Genomic DNA, 13,507 nt, shown 5'->3' on the forward strand with positions numbered 1-13,507 from the left:
CGCCCCCCGCCGGCCGCGGTGCGGTCCGCGGCGAGCCGAAGGCCGCGTCCCGGGCCCGGCCCACACCTCGGCGGCGTCCGCGGCGAGGGCGGGATCGCCCACGCCGTGCATCTGGAGCACGGCCCGGAACGACACGTCCGCGCCGGCGTGAACGCCGTCCGCCGTTGTCCGTCGGTCCGCGCGCCTCGATCCGCGGCGACAGCCGTACGCCCGCGTCGTGACCCGCGGCGACGACCGGGTCCTCGAACGTGACCGGTGGAGGCGGAGTCGCCGAACGCACAGCACGGACGGCGTCGGCCGGGTGTGCCGACGCCGTGATCCGGGTCACCATGGAGGCGCGTCACGGGCCCTCCTCCCCGGCGGGCTCCCCTCGGCCCCGAAGGGCTCTCCCGTGGACGTCGGGGGCACATCTCAGGGGTGTCTCAGGGGTGCGGTCCGGAACAGCCGGCGGCGCGGGCCCGTTCTCAGGACAGAGAGCGGCAGTGGCCGCGAAGGAGGCGACACGCATGTCGAAGAACGCCAAGATCGCCGCGGGGGGTGTGGCGGCCGGACTCGTCCTGCTCATCTGGCTGCCCTGGTGGGCCGCGCTACTGATAGTCCTGGGAGTCCCGGCCGCCGCGTACCTCACCCTGGACCCCGCGCAGCGGCGCAGGCTGCGCCGCGTCTCGCGCAAGGAGCTGGGCCGCTGAGGCGCTGCCGCGCAGCCTCATCCGTGTCCGGCGCGCGGGAGTCGACCACGTCGCCGTCCGCGGGCTGCCGATCGTCCGGTGCGCCGGCGGCGCGACTCCGCGCCCCACCCGCGCCGCCAGGGCGCCGTGCAGTCCGCACACGGGGTCTCAGCACACGCTCGGGTCCCTCACCTCTGCCCCTGGCCGCGGCCGCGCGTGCTCAGAGCGGCCGTACGGCCATCTGGTCGAGCGCCTGGAGGAGGCCCGGCAGCTCGGGTCCCCGGCCCACCGGCAGGACTTCACCGGGCTCGTCGTCGAGCAGCACGAACGCGATGTCGTCCGTCCTGGCCACCAGCGACCAGCCGGGACCGTCGGCACGCAGGGTGCGCGCGCCGCCCGGCGCGAACCACGAGCGGACCCGGCCGAGCGGCGGCGGCGAGTCGACATAGGCGCGCGCCTCCGCCAGCACGCGCCGGATCCCGCTGTGACCGGCCGGTGCCCCGCCCTCCCGCGTCCCGCCGTCATCCTCCGTGGCGTCCCCGGCACCGGCCGCTCGCGTGGAGCCGGCCGGTGCCGGGAAAGCGTCGTCGACCTGCTCCCGCCAGACCGCCCACTGCAGCGCGACCTCGTCGGCCCCCAGACGGCGCTGGGCCGGTCCCCAGGCGCCGGCGTCCGGCGGCGTCAGCGGGGGCACGTCCGCGGCATCGGGACCGGGATCGTGCGGCGCGGGGACGTCCGGCGCCGCGACGGCGACCGCCAGGGGCCAGCCGGGCAGCGCGGCGACGACCGTCCGCTCGTCCGGCGACAGATCGTGCTCCAGGCCGCAGTCCCAGGACGCGATCGCGACGGCGACCAGCGAGACGTCGTCGACGACGACGGTCCACCGGGCGCCCTCGCCGTCCTGGCCGAGCACCAGGCCGTACCCGTCGGCGGCGGGCGGGAGGCCGAGCGCCGCGCACGCCTCCGGGTAGTCGTCGCCCAGCACGCTCGGGAACTTCGCCGGCGTCAGCAGCACCGCCGTGAGCACGTAGAGCGCGTCGTCCGCGGCGGCGACGGCTTCCTCGTCCGTCCCGGCCATCCCAGCCTCCCCATCGGTTCGCCCGTCGGCGCGCACCCTATGCCGACCCCGAGCCGCTTGTCACGACCCCGCGGCCGGGCCCGGAGCTGCGGGTTCCCGGACCGGTTCAGTCCTCGTGCACCGCCAGCGCCAGGAACCGGGTGTCCTCGTCGACGTACGACGTCATGCGCCACCCCGAACCGGACAGCAGCGCACGCAGGTTCGGCTCCGCGCGGAGGTCGTCCGGCGTGATCGCGCGGCCCTGCCGGGCGGCGAGCGCCGCCCGGCCGATCGGATGGAACAGCGCGAGCACGCCACCGGGCCGCACCACCCGCGCGATCTCCCGGAGGCTGCCGGCCGGGTCGGGCAGATGGGCGATCAGGCCCGCCGCGAAGACGGCGTCCAGCGAGGCCGAGCGCAACGGCAGCGCGGCGACATCGGTGAGCAGCAGCGACCCGTCGCGGTCCCGTCCGGCCCGTGCCGCCTCCCGCAGCATGGCCGGGGTCAGATCCGCGCCGACGACCACGCCCGAGGGCCCCACGGCCGCCCGCAGCGGCGGCAGGGCCCGCCCGGTCCCGCAGCCCGCGTCGAGCACCCGGTTCCCCTCGCGCAGCCCGAGGGCGGCGACCGCCGCCGCGTAGGCCGGGCCGTCGTCGGGGAAGCGGCGGTCCCAGCCGGCGGCACGCGCGGTGAAGAACTCCTGGACGTGTGTGGGGTCGTCGCTCATGCCCCGCATGATCCCCCACCGGGACGGGCGACGCCGCCGCGCGCGTCCGGGCCCACCGCGTGGCCGTGCCCGGCCCGTGACCGCGGGGGTGTCACTTGCGCCACTCCTCCCCGGTCAACTTCCGCTGCTTGGCTTTCATCCTCCTTGTCCGGCGCCCGGTCGTGGGGAAGGCTGGCTCGCGGGCCCTCCCGCCAGGAGGGGACGGCACACGGGGAAGACCACGGGGAAGACCAGGGGGAGATGTACGGATGGGGCACAACCAGGGACTGGACTGGCTGCTGGACGACCTGACCCAACGCGTCGAGCACGTGCGCCATGCGCTGGTCCTGTCCAACGACGGGCTGGTCACGGGCGCGAGCACGGGTCTGCGCCGGGAGGACGCCGAACACCTCGCCGCCGTGTCGTCCGGACTGCACAGCCTCGCCAAGGGGTCGGGACGGCACTTCGGTGCGGGCGGAGTGCGCCAGACGATGATCGAGTTCGACGACGCGGTGCTCTTCGTCACCGCGGCGGGAGCGGGCAGCTGCCTGTGCGTGCTCAGCGGAGCAGAGGCCGACATCGGCCGGATCGCCTACGAGATGACGCTCCTGGTCAACCGGGTCGGTGAACATCTGGACGTGGACGCCCGCCGACCGGAACCCGAAACAGACCTCTGACCTGGGTTCTCACCTGCCCGTGGAGTTTTCCACAGGCCTGTCGCGGAGTGCGGCGAAGAGACTACGGTTTTTCCGCGGGCGCACCCGGCGCCGGCCGTCCACACCACACTCCGCGGGGGAGCGAGCATGTCCGGACAGCGCACCATCACCGACGAGGCCACCGCCGGCGTCACCGCCGAGAGCGTCACGGCAGGTCACGGCACCCGGGTCGCGGCGGGCCGTTCCACCGGCCCGCGGGGCGGCCCGTGCCCCGCTCGCCCGGTGGCGCGGCGGAAACCGGTGACCTACAGCGCCCGGAACAACCCCTCCTGAACCACGGACACCAGCATCCTGCCCTCCAGGTCGTAGATCCGCCCGCGGGCCAGACCCCGACCGCCCGTGGCGATCGGCGACTCCTGGTCGTAGAGGAACCACTCGTCGGCCCGGAACGGACGGTGGAACCACATGGCGTGGTCCAGCGACGCCATGTCGAAGCCGCGCGGACCCCACAGCGGCTCCACCGGGATGCGCACGGCGTCCAGGAGGGTCATGTCACTGGCGTAGGTCAGGGCGCAGGTGTGGACGAGGGGATCGTCGCCGAGCGGACCGACCGCGCGCATCCACACCGCGCTGCGCGGCTCGGCGCCCTCCACCTCCTCGGCATTCCAGCGCAGCCGGTCCACATAGCGGATGTCGAAGGGCTGGCGGCGCGCCATCCGCTCCAACTGCTCCGGCAGCGCGCCCAGGTGCTCACGGATCTCGTCCGCGACCGTCGGCAGCGACTCCGGGTCCGGGACCTCGCGGGCCGGCGGCAGCTGGTGCTCGAAACTTCCCTGTTCGGGCTGGTGGAAGGAGGCGGTGAGGTTGAAGATCGTGCGGCCCTGCTGCACCGCGGTGACCCGGCGGGTGGTGAACGACCGGCCGTCCCGCACCCGTTCGACCTGGTACACGATCGGCACCCCGGGCCTGCCCGGGCGCAGGAAGTACGCGTGCAGCGAGTGCACGGGGCGGTCGCCCTCGGTGGTGCGGCCGGCGGCGACCAGCGCCTGGCCCGCCACCTGGCCGCCGAAGACCCGCTGGAGGGACTCCTGCGGGCTGCGGCCACGGAAGATGTTGACCTCGATCTGCTCCAGGTCGAGCAGGGCGACGAGGCTTTCGGCCGGGTTCGTCATGGGTGGGGTTCTCCTGTGCTCACAGCTGGCCGACATCGGTGACACGGATGACCGCACGGCCCTCCGCGTCGGAGGCGGTGAGGTCGACCTCGGCGCTGATCCCCCAGTCGTGGTCGCCGTTCGGGTCGTCGAAGATCTGCCGGACCCGCCACAGAGCGTTGCCCGGCTCCTCCTCGATGAGCAGCAGCTTCGGTCCGCGGGCGTCGGGTCCGGTCCCGAGTTCCTCGTACTCGTCCCAGTACTTGTCCATCGCCTCGCCCCAGGCCCCGGCGTCCCAGCCCGCCTCGCCGTCCAGCTCGCCCAGCCCCCCCACCTGGTCGAGGGCGGCGAGCTCCACCCGGCGGAACATGGCGTTGCGGACCAGCACGCGGAAGGCGCGCGCGTTGGCGGTGACCGGCTTGACCTGGTCCGCCTTCTCCTGCGCCTCCTCGGCGGTCATCTCCTCCGGATTGGCCAGCTGCTCCCACTCGTCCAGCAGACTTGAGTCGACCTGGCGCACGATCTCGCCGAGCCAGGCGATCAGATCCTCCAGATCCTCCGACTTCAGGTCGTCGGGGATCGTGTGCTCCAGCGCCTTGTAGGCGCCGGCGAGGTAACGCAGCACGATGCCCTCGGTGCGGGCCAGCTCGTAGTGGGACACCAGCTCCGTGAAGGACATCGCCCGCTCGTACATGTCCCGCACCACGGACTTCGGCGACAGCGGATGGTCCCCGACCCAGGGGTGGCTCTTGCGGTAGGTGTCGTACGCGTGGAAGAGCAGCTCCTCCAGCGGCTTGGGGTGGGTGACGTCCTGCAGGCGCTCCATGCGCTCCTCGTACTCCACCCCGTCGGCCTTCATCGCGGCGACCGCCTCGCCGCGCGCCTTGTTCTGCTGGGCGGCGAGGATCTGGCGCGGATCGTCCAGGGTGGACTCCACCACGGACACCATGTCCAGCGCGTACGACGGCGACTCGGGCTCCAGCAGTTCGAACGCGGCCAGCGCGAACGTGGACAGCGGCTGGTTCAGCGCGAAGTCCTGCTGGAGGTCCACGGTGAGGCGGACGATGCGGCCCTCGGCGTCCGGCCGGTCGAGCTTCTCGACGATGCCGCCGTCCAGCAGCGAACGGTAGATGGCGATCGCCCGCCGGATGTGCCGAAGCTGCTGCTTGCGCGGCTCGTGGTTGTCCTCCAGCAGCCGCCGCATCGCCTCGAAGGCGTTGCCGGGCCGGGCGATCACCGACAGCAGCATCGTGTGCGTGACCCGGAAGCGGGAGGTCAGCGGCTCCGGCTCGGAGGTGATGAGCTTGTCGAAGGTCTGCTCGGTCCAGCCGACGAAACCCTCGGGTGCCTTCTTGCGCACGACCTTACGGCGCTTCTTCGGGTCGTCGCCGGCCTTCGCCAGGGCCTTCTCGTTCTCGATCACGTGCTCGGGGGCCTGGGCCACCACGAAGCCCTCGGTGTCGAAACCGGCGCGGCCGGCGCGGCCCGCGATCTGGTGGAACTCGCGGGCCCGCAGGGTGCGTACGCGGCTGCCGTCGTACTTGGTCAGGGCGGTGAACAGCACCGTGCGGATGGGAACGTTGACGCCCACACCGAGAGTGTCCGTGCCGCAGATGACCTTCAGCAGACCCGCCTGCGCGAGTTTCTCCACCAGCCGCCGGTACTTGGGCAGCATCCCGGCGTGATGCACGCCGATGCCGTGCCGGACGTAGCGGGAGAGGTTGCTGCCGAACTTGGTGGTGAAGCGGAAGCTGCCGATCAGTTCGGCGATCCGGTCCTTCTCCTCGCGGGTGCACATGTTGATGCTCATCAGCGCCTGCGCCCGCTCCACCGCCTGCGCCTGCGTGAAGTGCACGATGTAGACGGGAGCCTGGCGGGCCCCCAGGAGATCGGTGAGCGTCTCGGTGAGCGGTGTGTACCGGTACTCGTAGGACAGCGGAACGGGCCGGGTCGCCGAGCGGACCACGGAGGTGGGCCGGCCGGTGCGGCGGGCGAGGTCCTTCTCGAAGAAGGAGACGTCGCCCAGCGTCGCCGACATCAGGACGAACTGCGCCTGCGGCAGCTCCAGCAGCGGAATCTGCCAGGCCCAGCCGCGGTCCCCCTCGGCGTAGAAGTGGAACTCGTCCATCACGACCTGGCCCACGTCGGCGTCCTTGCCGTCGCGCAGCGCGATCGACGCCAGTACCTCGGCGGTGCAGCAGATGACCGGGGCGTCCGCGTTGACGGACGCGTCACCGGTGAGCATGCCGACGTTCTCCGTGCCGAAGACCTTGCACAGCTCGAAGAACTTCTCGGACACCAGTGCCTTGATCGGCGCCGTGTAGAAAGTGACCTCGTCCCGCGCCAGGGCGGCGAAGTGGGCACCCGCCGCGATCATGCTCTTGCCGGATCCGGTGGGCGTCGAGACGATCACGTTCGCCCCGGAGACCACCTCGATCAGCGCCTCCTCCTGATGGGGATAGAGGGTGAGACCGCGTTCCCGGGCCCACGACTCGAAGGCTTCGTACAGGGCGTCGGGGTCGGCGGTCGGCGGCAGCTGATCGATGAGGGTCACGTCCCCATCTTGCCTGCCCACCCGTCCGATGCGGGAATCGGCTGCCGGCGCGAAGATCGCGAACGCTACGCTGTGTCGCCGGCGCGGTGTTCACGCGTCCGGCCGGCTGGACGGCGGCGAACGAGGAATGGGGCGGGCAACGGCGATGATGGGACCAGCGCACTCACTGTCGGGCGCCGCGGCCTGGCTCGGGGTCGGCGCGGCGGCGGCCGCGGCCGGGCACGCCATGCCCTGGCCGGTGCTCCTGGCCGGTGCCCTGATCTGTGCCGGCGCCGCCCTCGCCCCGGACCTGGACCACAAGGCGGCCACCATCTCGCGGGCCTTCGGGCCGCTGTCCCGGTGGCTGTGCGAGATCGTCGACAAGCTGTCCTACGCCGTCTACAAGGCCACCAGGAAGCAGGGCGACCCACGCCGCTCCGGCGGGCACCGCACGCTCACGCACACCTGGCTGTGGGCCGTCCTGATCGGCGCCGGCACCGCGGTCCTCGCGATCACGGGCGGCCGCTGGGCGGTGCTGGCGATCCTCTTCGCGCACATGGTGCTGGCCATCGAGGGCCTGCTGTGGCGGGCGACCCGCGGCTCCAGCAGTGACGTCCTGGTGTGGCTGCTCGCGGCGACCAGCGCCTGGATCCTCGCCGGTGTGCTCGACCAGCCGGGCAACGGCGCGGACTGGCTGTTCACCGCGCCGGGCCAGGAGTACCTGTGGCTGGGCCTGCCGGTCGTGCTGGGCGCGCTGGTGCACGACATCGGGGACGCGCTGACCGTCTCGGGCTGCCCGATCCTGTGGCCGATACCGGTGGGCCGCAAGCGCTGGTACCCGGTCGGCCCGCCCAGGGCGCTGCGGTTCCGTGCGGGCAGCTGGGTGGAGCTGAGGGTGCTGATGCCGGTGTTCATGCTGCTGGGCGGGGTGGGCTGCGCGGCGGCGCTCAACGTCATCTGAGCGACGCGTACGTCCCCGGCTCAGCCGGAGCCCTCACCGCCGTACCGCCGTTCGAAGCGTGCGACGCGGCCCTCGGTGTCCACGGTCCGGGCCTTGCCGGTGTAGAACGGGTGGCTCTCCGAGGAGATCTCCACGTCCACCACGGGATAGGTCTCGCCGTCGTCCCACTCGATGGTCTGGTCGCTTGTCGCGGTGGACCGGGTGAGGAAGGCGTAACCGGCGGCACGGTCGCGGAAGACGACGGGGCGGTAGTCGGGGTGCTTGTCCTGCTGCATGGCAACTCCTCGGGCGGCTCGGACCCGCGCCGTGGCGGGGGAGCGGCGGGCTCAGCCGGGCAGGGTGTCCTCGTCGACGACGTGCATCGCGGCCTCCTCGGCGGAGGCGGCCGCACCGTCGATGCCGACGTCCGTGGCGACCAGGGCCTCCTCCTCGTCCTCGTGCGCCCCCTCGTCGGGGGCGACGAGCCGGCCGGAGCGTGCGGCGCCGACCTCGTTGTCCAGGAGTTCCCCGTCGGTGCCCGACGAATCGCCGAGACCGTCGCCGTCGAAGGCGGCGGGGTCCGGGAGCTCCTCGGCGAGCCGCTGGTCCAGCGTCTCGCCCTCGTGGCGCTCGGCCGCCGTCACGCCGTAGTGCTCCACGGCCCAGGGCCGCTCCGGAGGGGACCAGCCCCGGTCGAGGGGATCGGCGACGCCGTCGTTCTCCAGGGTGTCCTCGGCGTCGAGCAGCCCGGCGTCGTCCTGGATGTCGGACGCGTCGGGCTGGTAGACGTCGTCTCCCCAACCGTCGGCGCTGTTCACGGGTACCTCCAGAGGGTGAGGCCGGGCCCGTTCCCGCCGCGGTCCGTGCCGGGCCGTCCGCACGGGGCACTGGCACCACCCGTGTCCGGTCCGCCGGAATGCCGGGTGCTCCCCGAGCCGGTGCCTGACTCCAGCGTTCCACCCGGGCTGTCCACCGCGCAACGGCACGGCCGCACGGGCGCCGCGTACGGGGCCTCCCGCCGTCCCGGTCAGCGGTCGGCCGGCGGAACCGGGACCGCCCCCGGGCACGGCGACCCCGCACCGGTACGGCACCCCGCCGCGGTCCCCGCACGGCTACGGCACCCCACCGCGGTCCCGGCTCCGGACCGCACCACCCCTCCCGGAGCGACCAGGGGACCAGCCAGGACCGCCCCGACGCCCGCCCGGTCCGGAGCGGCTCCGCCGTGGTGCGGTGGACGGGGTGGGGCGGGGGGGGGGGGGGGCGCCCCCGCGCCCCCCCCCCCCCCCCCCCCGGCCCCGCGGGGGGGGGGGGGGGGGGGGGGGGGGGGGGGGGGGGGGGGGGGGGGGGGGGGGGGGGCCCCCCCCCCCCCCACCGCCGCCTCACTCACCCGTGCCAGGACCGCCACAGTGCCGCGTACGCCCCGTCCGCCGCGACCAGCTCGTCGTGGCTGCCCAGCTCGCTGATGCGGCCGTTCTCCACGACGGCGATGACGTCCGCGTCGTGGGCGGTGTGCAGGCGGTGGGCGATGGCGACGACCGTCCGGCCGTCCAGCACGCGCGCCAGGGAGCGTTCCAGATGACGCGCCGCGCGCGGATCGAGCAGCGACGTCGCCTCGTCCAGGACCAGCGTGTGCGGGTCGGCCAGCACCAGCCGGGCCAGCGCGATCTGCTGCGCCTGGGCCGGGGTGAGCGCGAACCCGCCCGAGCCGACCTCGGTGTCGAGGCCGTCGTCGAGCGCCCGCGCCCAGCCGTCCGCGTCGACCGCCCCGAGCGCCGCCCACAGCTGCGCGTCCCCGGCGTCCGTGCGGGCGAGCCGCAGGTTGTCGCGCAAGGAGCCCACGAAGACGTGGTGCTCCTGGTTGACCAGGGCCACATGCGACCGGACCCGTTCCGCGGTCATCCGGGACAGCTCGGCGTCGCCCAGGGTGACCCGCCCGTCCCGGGGCGCGTAGATCCCGGCGAGCAGCCGGCCCAGGGTGGACTTGCCCGCGCCCGAGGGGCCGACCAGCGCCAGCCTGGTTCCGGGGGCGACTTCGAGGGACACCTTGCGCAGGACGTCCACGCCCTCCTGGTAACCGAAACGCACCTCGTCCGCGTGCACCCGGCGGCCCTTGGGGACCAGTTCGGCGTCACCGGCGTCGGGCTCGATCTCCCGGACCCCGACCAGCCGGGCCAGCGACACCTGCGCCACCTGCAGCTCGTCGTACCACCGCAGGATCAGCCCCACCGGGTCGACGAGCATCTGGGCGATCAGCGCGCCGGTCGTCAGCTGGCCGACACCGATCCAGCCCTGCAGGACGAACACACCGCCGATCATCAGCACCGAGCCGAGCACGGTCACATGGGTGATGTTGATGACGGGGATGAGCACCGACCGCAGCCAGAGCGTGTAGCGCTCCCAGGCCGTCCACTCCCTGACCCGCTGGTCCGACAGGGCCACGCGACGCGCGGCGAGGCGGTGCGCCTCCACGGTCCGTCCCGCGTCCACGGTCTCGGCGAGCGCGGCGGCCACGGCCGCGTACCCGGCGGCCTCCGAGCGGTAGGCGGCCGGCGCCCGCCGGAAGTACCAGCGGCAGGTGACCACCAGCAGCGGCACGGCGACCAGTACGGCCAGAGCCAGTTCGGGCGCCGTGACGACCAGTCCGCCCAGCAGCAGCACCGCCCACACCATGCCGATGGCCAGCTGGGGCACGGCCTCGCGCATCGCGTTGCCGAGCCGGTCGATGTCGGTCGTGATCCGCGACAGCAGATCACCCGTGCCCGCCCGCTCCAGCACACCCGGTGACAGTCCGACCGAGCGCACCAGGAAGTCCTCGCGCAGATCGGCCAGCATCCGCTCGCCGAGCATCGCCCCCCGCAACCGCACCTGCCGCACGAACGCGGCCTGCACGGCCAGCGCGAGCACGAACAGCGCGGCCGTCGGCCCCGGATGCAGCTCCCGCTCCTTGTCCGCGACCCGTTCCACCAGTCCGCCCAGCAGGTACGGGCCCACCATCGAGGCGACCACGGCGACCGTGTTCACGGTGACCAGCAGCAGGAAGGCCCGCCGGTGCCGGCGCAGCAGTTCCCCCACGTAGGCACGCACGGTCGCGGCCGCACCGACCGGCAGGGTGCTGGCCGCGGTCGGGGCCGCCGGGTCGTAGGCCGGTGGCGCCACGCCGATCATGCTGTCTCCTCGATCTCTTCCAGTTCTTCCAGCCGGTGCAGGACCGCGTCCTCGCGCGGCACGCCGTCCCCGTCCGTGACCTCCGCCGGCGCGGCCTCGTCCTCGGTCTCGCGCGTCACCACGGCCCGGTACCGGGGGTCGGTGCGCACCAGTTCGCGATGGCCGCCGACCGCCGCGACGGTGTCGCCGTGCAGGAACACCACCCGGTCGGCGCGGTCCAGCAGCAGCGGGGACGAGGTGAACACCACGGTGGTGCGGCCGGCGCGCAGTTCGCGCACGCCCTGGGCGACACGGGCCTCGGTGTGCGAGTCGACGGCCGAGGTCGGCTCGTCCAGGACGAGCACCTCGGGGTCCGTGACCAGCGACCGGGCCAGCGCGAGCCGCTGGCGCTGGCCGCCGGACAGGGACCGCCCGCGTTCGGTGATCCGGGCGTCCATCGGGTCGCCGGCGCCCAGCGAGCCCTGCGCCAGGGCCGCCAGCACGTCCGCGCACTGCGCGGCGTCCAGCGCGTCCCGCGGGGCGACCGCACCGGACGCGGGCACGTCGAGCAGTTCGCGCAGGGTTCCCGACAGCAGCACCGGATCCTTGTCCTGCACGAGCACGGCGCCGCGGGCGCAGTCCAGGGGCAGTTCGTCGAGGGGCACCCCGCCGAGCAGCACCGAGGTGCCCTGCTCCGCGGCGTGCCCGCCGAGCCGTTCGGCCAGTCGTCCCGCCGCGTCGGGATCCCCGCACACCACGGCGGTGAACCGGCCCGCGGGGGCGAGCAGACCCGTCCGGGGGTCGTACAGGTCACCGGTCGGGGGCTCGGCCGCACGCGACCCCGCGGCGTCGGTGGCACGCTCCAGCGCCAGCACCCCCGCGGCCCGCTTGGCCGAGGGACGCGAGAAGGAGTACGCCATGGCGATCTCCTCGAAGTGGCGCAGCGGATACGTCAGCACCATGACCGAGCTGTAGACGGTGACCAGTTCACCGACGGTGATCCGGCCCTCGCGGGCGAGATGGACGCCGTACCAGACCACCGTGATCAGCAGCAGACCCGGCAGCAGCACCTGGATCGCGGCGATCAGGGACCACATGCGCGCGCTGCGCACGGCGGCGTGGCGCACCTCCTGCGAGGCGCGGCGGTAGCGGTCGAGGAACAGTTCCTCGCCGCCGATGCCGCGCAGCACGCGCAGCCCGGCGACGGTGTCCGAAGCCAGCTCGGTGGCCCGTCCGGCCTTCTCGCGCTGGACGTCCGCCCGCCGGGTGGCCCGCGGCAGCAGCGGCAGCACCGCGAGGGCCAGCACGGGCAGTCCCACGGCGACGACGACACCGAGCGCCGGCTGGTAGACGACCAGGGCGGCGCAGACCAGCACGATGGTGACCGCCGCCGCGGTGAACCGCGACAGGGCCTCCACGAACCAGCCGATCTTCTCCACGTCACCGGTCGAGACGGCCACCACCTCACCGGCGGCGACCCGCCGGGTCAGCGCGGAACCCAGCGTCGCGGCCTTGCGGGCCAGCAGCTGCTGGACGCGGGCGGCGGCGGTGATCCAGTTGGTGACGGCGGCGCGGTGCAGGAAGGTGTCGCCGACCGCGCTGCCGGCGCAGGCCAGCGCCAGCAGGCCGCCGGCCAGCGCCAACCGGCCCCCGGAGCGGTCGACCGCGGCCTGGACGGCGATCCCGACGCCGAACGGCAGCGAGGCGACGGAGGCGAAGTGCAGCAGGCCCCAGGCCAACGACGTGAGCTGCCCGGACAGTTGCCCCCGGAAGAGCCACCACAGGAAACGGGGACCCGAGCGCGTGTCGGGCGCACCCGGATCGGGGAACGGAAGGTCTTGAATCTGCATGACGTCCCAGTGACTCGAATCAGGGGGGCGGCGGAAACGGAAGCGGTGACGGGGCGGCGGAAACGGCAGCCGTGGAGGCGGCGGGGACCGAGGGCGTGCCCGCTCGCCTCCGCGGACGGGAACAGCAAACCGTGACAGGTTGACGCCGCTGCGTACGGGGAGGCAAACGGTTTTCCGCGCCACCGCCCGGAACCGGGTACGTGAACCGCCGGCGGGCCGTCCCCCACGCGTCACTCGGACGTCTCAACGCGTCACCGGACGACTCGCCGCGTCATCCGGGCGTCCCGCCGCACTCCGCGGCGGCCGTCCCGTCGATCAGGGTGTTCAGCAACCCGCCCAGCACTTCGCGCTGTTCCTCCCCCAGCGGGGCCAGGATCTCCTCCGCGGCGGACCGGCGCGCCGCGCGCACTCCCCGCAGCGCCGCGCGCCCGTCGTCGGTGAGCTCGATCCGGATCACCCGCCGATTGGCGGGATCCGGTGCCCGCCGCACCTTGCCGTTCGCCTCCAGCCCGTCCACCAGAGTGGTCACCGCTCGGGGGACCACCTCCAGGCGCTCCGCCAGATCGGCCATGCGGGGCGGCGACGCGTAGTGCGCGAGGGTGCGCAGCAGCCGTGACTGGGCCGGGGTGATGCCGAGTTCGCGCCGCTCCAGATGGCGCTTCTGGATGCGGTGCACCCGGCGGGTGAGCCGAAGCAGCTGCTCGGCCAGCAGGCCGTCGGGATCGGGGGCGGTCATACGGGAACAATAACAGGATGAAGTTCATTGTGAGTATAGGTAACAATGAGTTATGCTCCGCTGGCC

The 13,507-nt window shown here is 73.6% G+C and carries 13 protein-coding genes and 1 pseudogene; 4 read left to right on the top strand and 10 right to left on the bottom strand.

Annotation, left to right across the window (positions count from 1 at the left end):
- Positions 1-21: 21 nt before the first annotated feature.
- Positions 22-232, bottom strand: a pseudogene (locus ACF07S_RS10760) (hypothetical protein); the annotation flags it as partial.
- Between the two features lie 274 nt (positions 233-506).
- On the opposite strand from ACF07S_RS10760, the gene ACF07S_RS10765 reads away from it, so the two are divergent.
- Positions 507-689 (top strand): hypothetical protein, encoded by a 183-nt coding sequence (locus ACF07S_RS10765; protein WP_391964194.1) that lies wholly within the window; start codon positions 507-509, stop codon positions 687-689.
- 199 nt (positions 690-888) lie between these two features.
- On the opposite strand, the gene ACF07S_RS10770 is transcribed toward ACF07S_RS10765, so the two are convergent.
- Together ACF07S_RS10770 and ACF07S_RS10775 are read right to left on the bottom strand one after the other, a co-directional pair.
- The gene (locus tag ACF07S_RS10770) at positions 889-1,746 is read right to left on the bottom strand and encodes a hypothetical protein (RefSeq protein ID WP_391974015.1); all 858 of its coding nucleotides are present in this window, start codon (positions 1,744-1,746) and stop codon (positions 889-891) included.
- 106 nt (positions 1,747-1,852) lie between these two features.
- The gene (locus ACF07S_RS10775; RefSeq protein ID WP_391974016.1) at positions 1,853-2,452 is read right to left on the bottom strand and encodes a class I SAM-dependent methyltransferase; all 600 of its coding nucleotides are present in this window, start codon (positions 2,450-2,452) and stop codon (positions 1,853-1,855) included.
- Between the two features lie 248 nt (positions 2,453-2,700).
- Here ACF07S_RS10775 and ACF07S_RS10780 point away from each other — a divergent pair, with 248 nt between their 5' ends.
- Both ACF07S_RS10780 and ACF07S_RS10785 read left to right on the top strand, forming a co-directional pair.
- A complete protein-coding gene (locus ACF07S_RS10780) occupies positions 2,701-3,108 on the top strand; it encodes a roadblock/LC7 domain-containing protein (protein WP_391964191.1) in 408 nt (135 codons plus the stop codon).
- A gap of 126 nt (positions 3,109-3,234) precedes the next feature.
- Positions 3,235-3,420 (top strand): hypothetical protein, encoded by a 186-nt coding sequence (locus tag ACF07S_RS10785; RefSeq protein WP_391974017.1) that lies wholly within the window; start codon positions 3,235-3,237, stop codon positions 3,418-3,420.
- Here ACF07S_RS10785 and ACF07S_RS10790 read toward each other — a convergent pair.
- The gene (locus ACF07S_RS10790; RefSeq protein ID WP_391964189.1) at positions 3,393-4,259 is read right to left on the bottom strand and encodes an acyl-CoA thioesterase; all 867 of its coding nucleotides are present in this window, start codon (positions 4,257-4,259) and stop codon (positions 3,393-3,395) included. The genes ACF07S_RS10785 and ACF07S_RS10790 overlap by 28 nt on opposite strands.
- A gap of 19 nt (positions 4,260-4,278) precedes the next feature.
- Positions 4,279-6,792, bottom strand: a complete 2,514-nt coding sequence (locus ACF07S_RS10795; RefSeq protein ID WP_391964188.1) for a DEAD/DEAH box helicase — start codon at positions 6,790-6,792, stop codon at positions 4,279-4,281.
- 145 nt (positions 6,793-6,937) lie between these two features.
- Between ACF07S_RS10795 and ACF07S_RS10800 the strand changes: the two genes are divergently transcribed.
- A complete protein-coding gene (locus tag ACF07S_RS10800) occupies positions 6,938-7,732 on the top strand; it encodes a metal-dependent hydrolase (RefSeq protein ID WP_391964187.1) in 795 nt (264 codons plus the stop codon).
- 20 nt (positions 7,733-7,752) lie between these two features.
- Here the strand turns inward: ACF07S_RS10800 and ACF07S_RS10805 are convergent, their stop codons facing one another.
- From ACF07S_RS10805 to ACF07S_RS10825, 5 genes are all read right to left on the bottom strand, one after another.
- The gene (locus ACF07S_RS10805; RefSeq protein ID WP_391964186.1) at positions 7,753-8,007 is read right to left on the bottom strand and encodes a type B 50S ribosomal protein L31; all 255 of its coding nucleotides are present in this window, start codon (positions 8,005-8,007) and stop codon (positions 7,753-7,755) included.
- A 51-nt stretch (positions 8,008-8,058) separates the two neighbouring features.
- A complete protein-coding gene (locus tag ACF07S_RS10810; RefSeq protein WP_391964185.1) occupies positions 8,059-8,529 on the bottom strand; it encodes a DUF5709 domain-containing protein in 471 nt (156 codons plus the stop codon).
- Positions 8,530-9,094: 565 nt separating this feature from the next.
- Positions 9,095-10,876, bottom strand: coding sequence for an ABC transporter ATP-binding protein (locus ACF07S_RS10815; RefSeq protein WP_391974018.1), 1,782 nt, complete (start codon positions 10,874-10,876; stop codon positions 9,095-9,097).
- Positions 10,873-12,705 (bottom strand): ABC transporter transmembrane domain-containing protein, encoded by a 1,833-nt coding sequence (locus ACF07S_RS10820; RefSeq protein WP_391974019.1) that lies wholly within the window; start codon positions 12,703-12,705, stop codon positions 10,873-10,875. Before ACF07S_RS10820 ends, ACF07S_RS10815 begins: the two co-directional genes overlap by 4 nt.
- 271 nt (positions 12,706-12,976) lie before the next feature.
- Positions 12,977-13,441, bottom strand: a complete 465-nt coding sequence (locus ACF07S_RS10825; protein ID WP_391964182.1) for a MarR family winged helix-turn-helix transcriptional regulator — start codon at positions 13,439-13,441, stop codon at positions 12,977-12,979.
- Between the last annotated feature and the right edge of the window lie 66 nt (positions 13,442-13,507).

The sequence above is a fragment of the Streptomyces sp. NPDC016640 genome, from assembly GCF_043076215.1.
Taxonomy (GTDB): Bacteria; Actinomycetota; Actinomycetes; order Streptomycetales; family Streptomycetaceae; genus Streptomyces.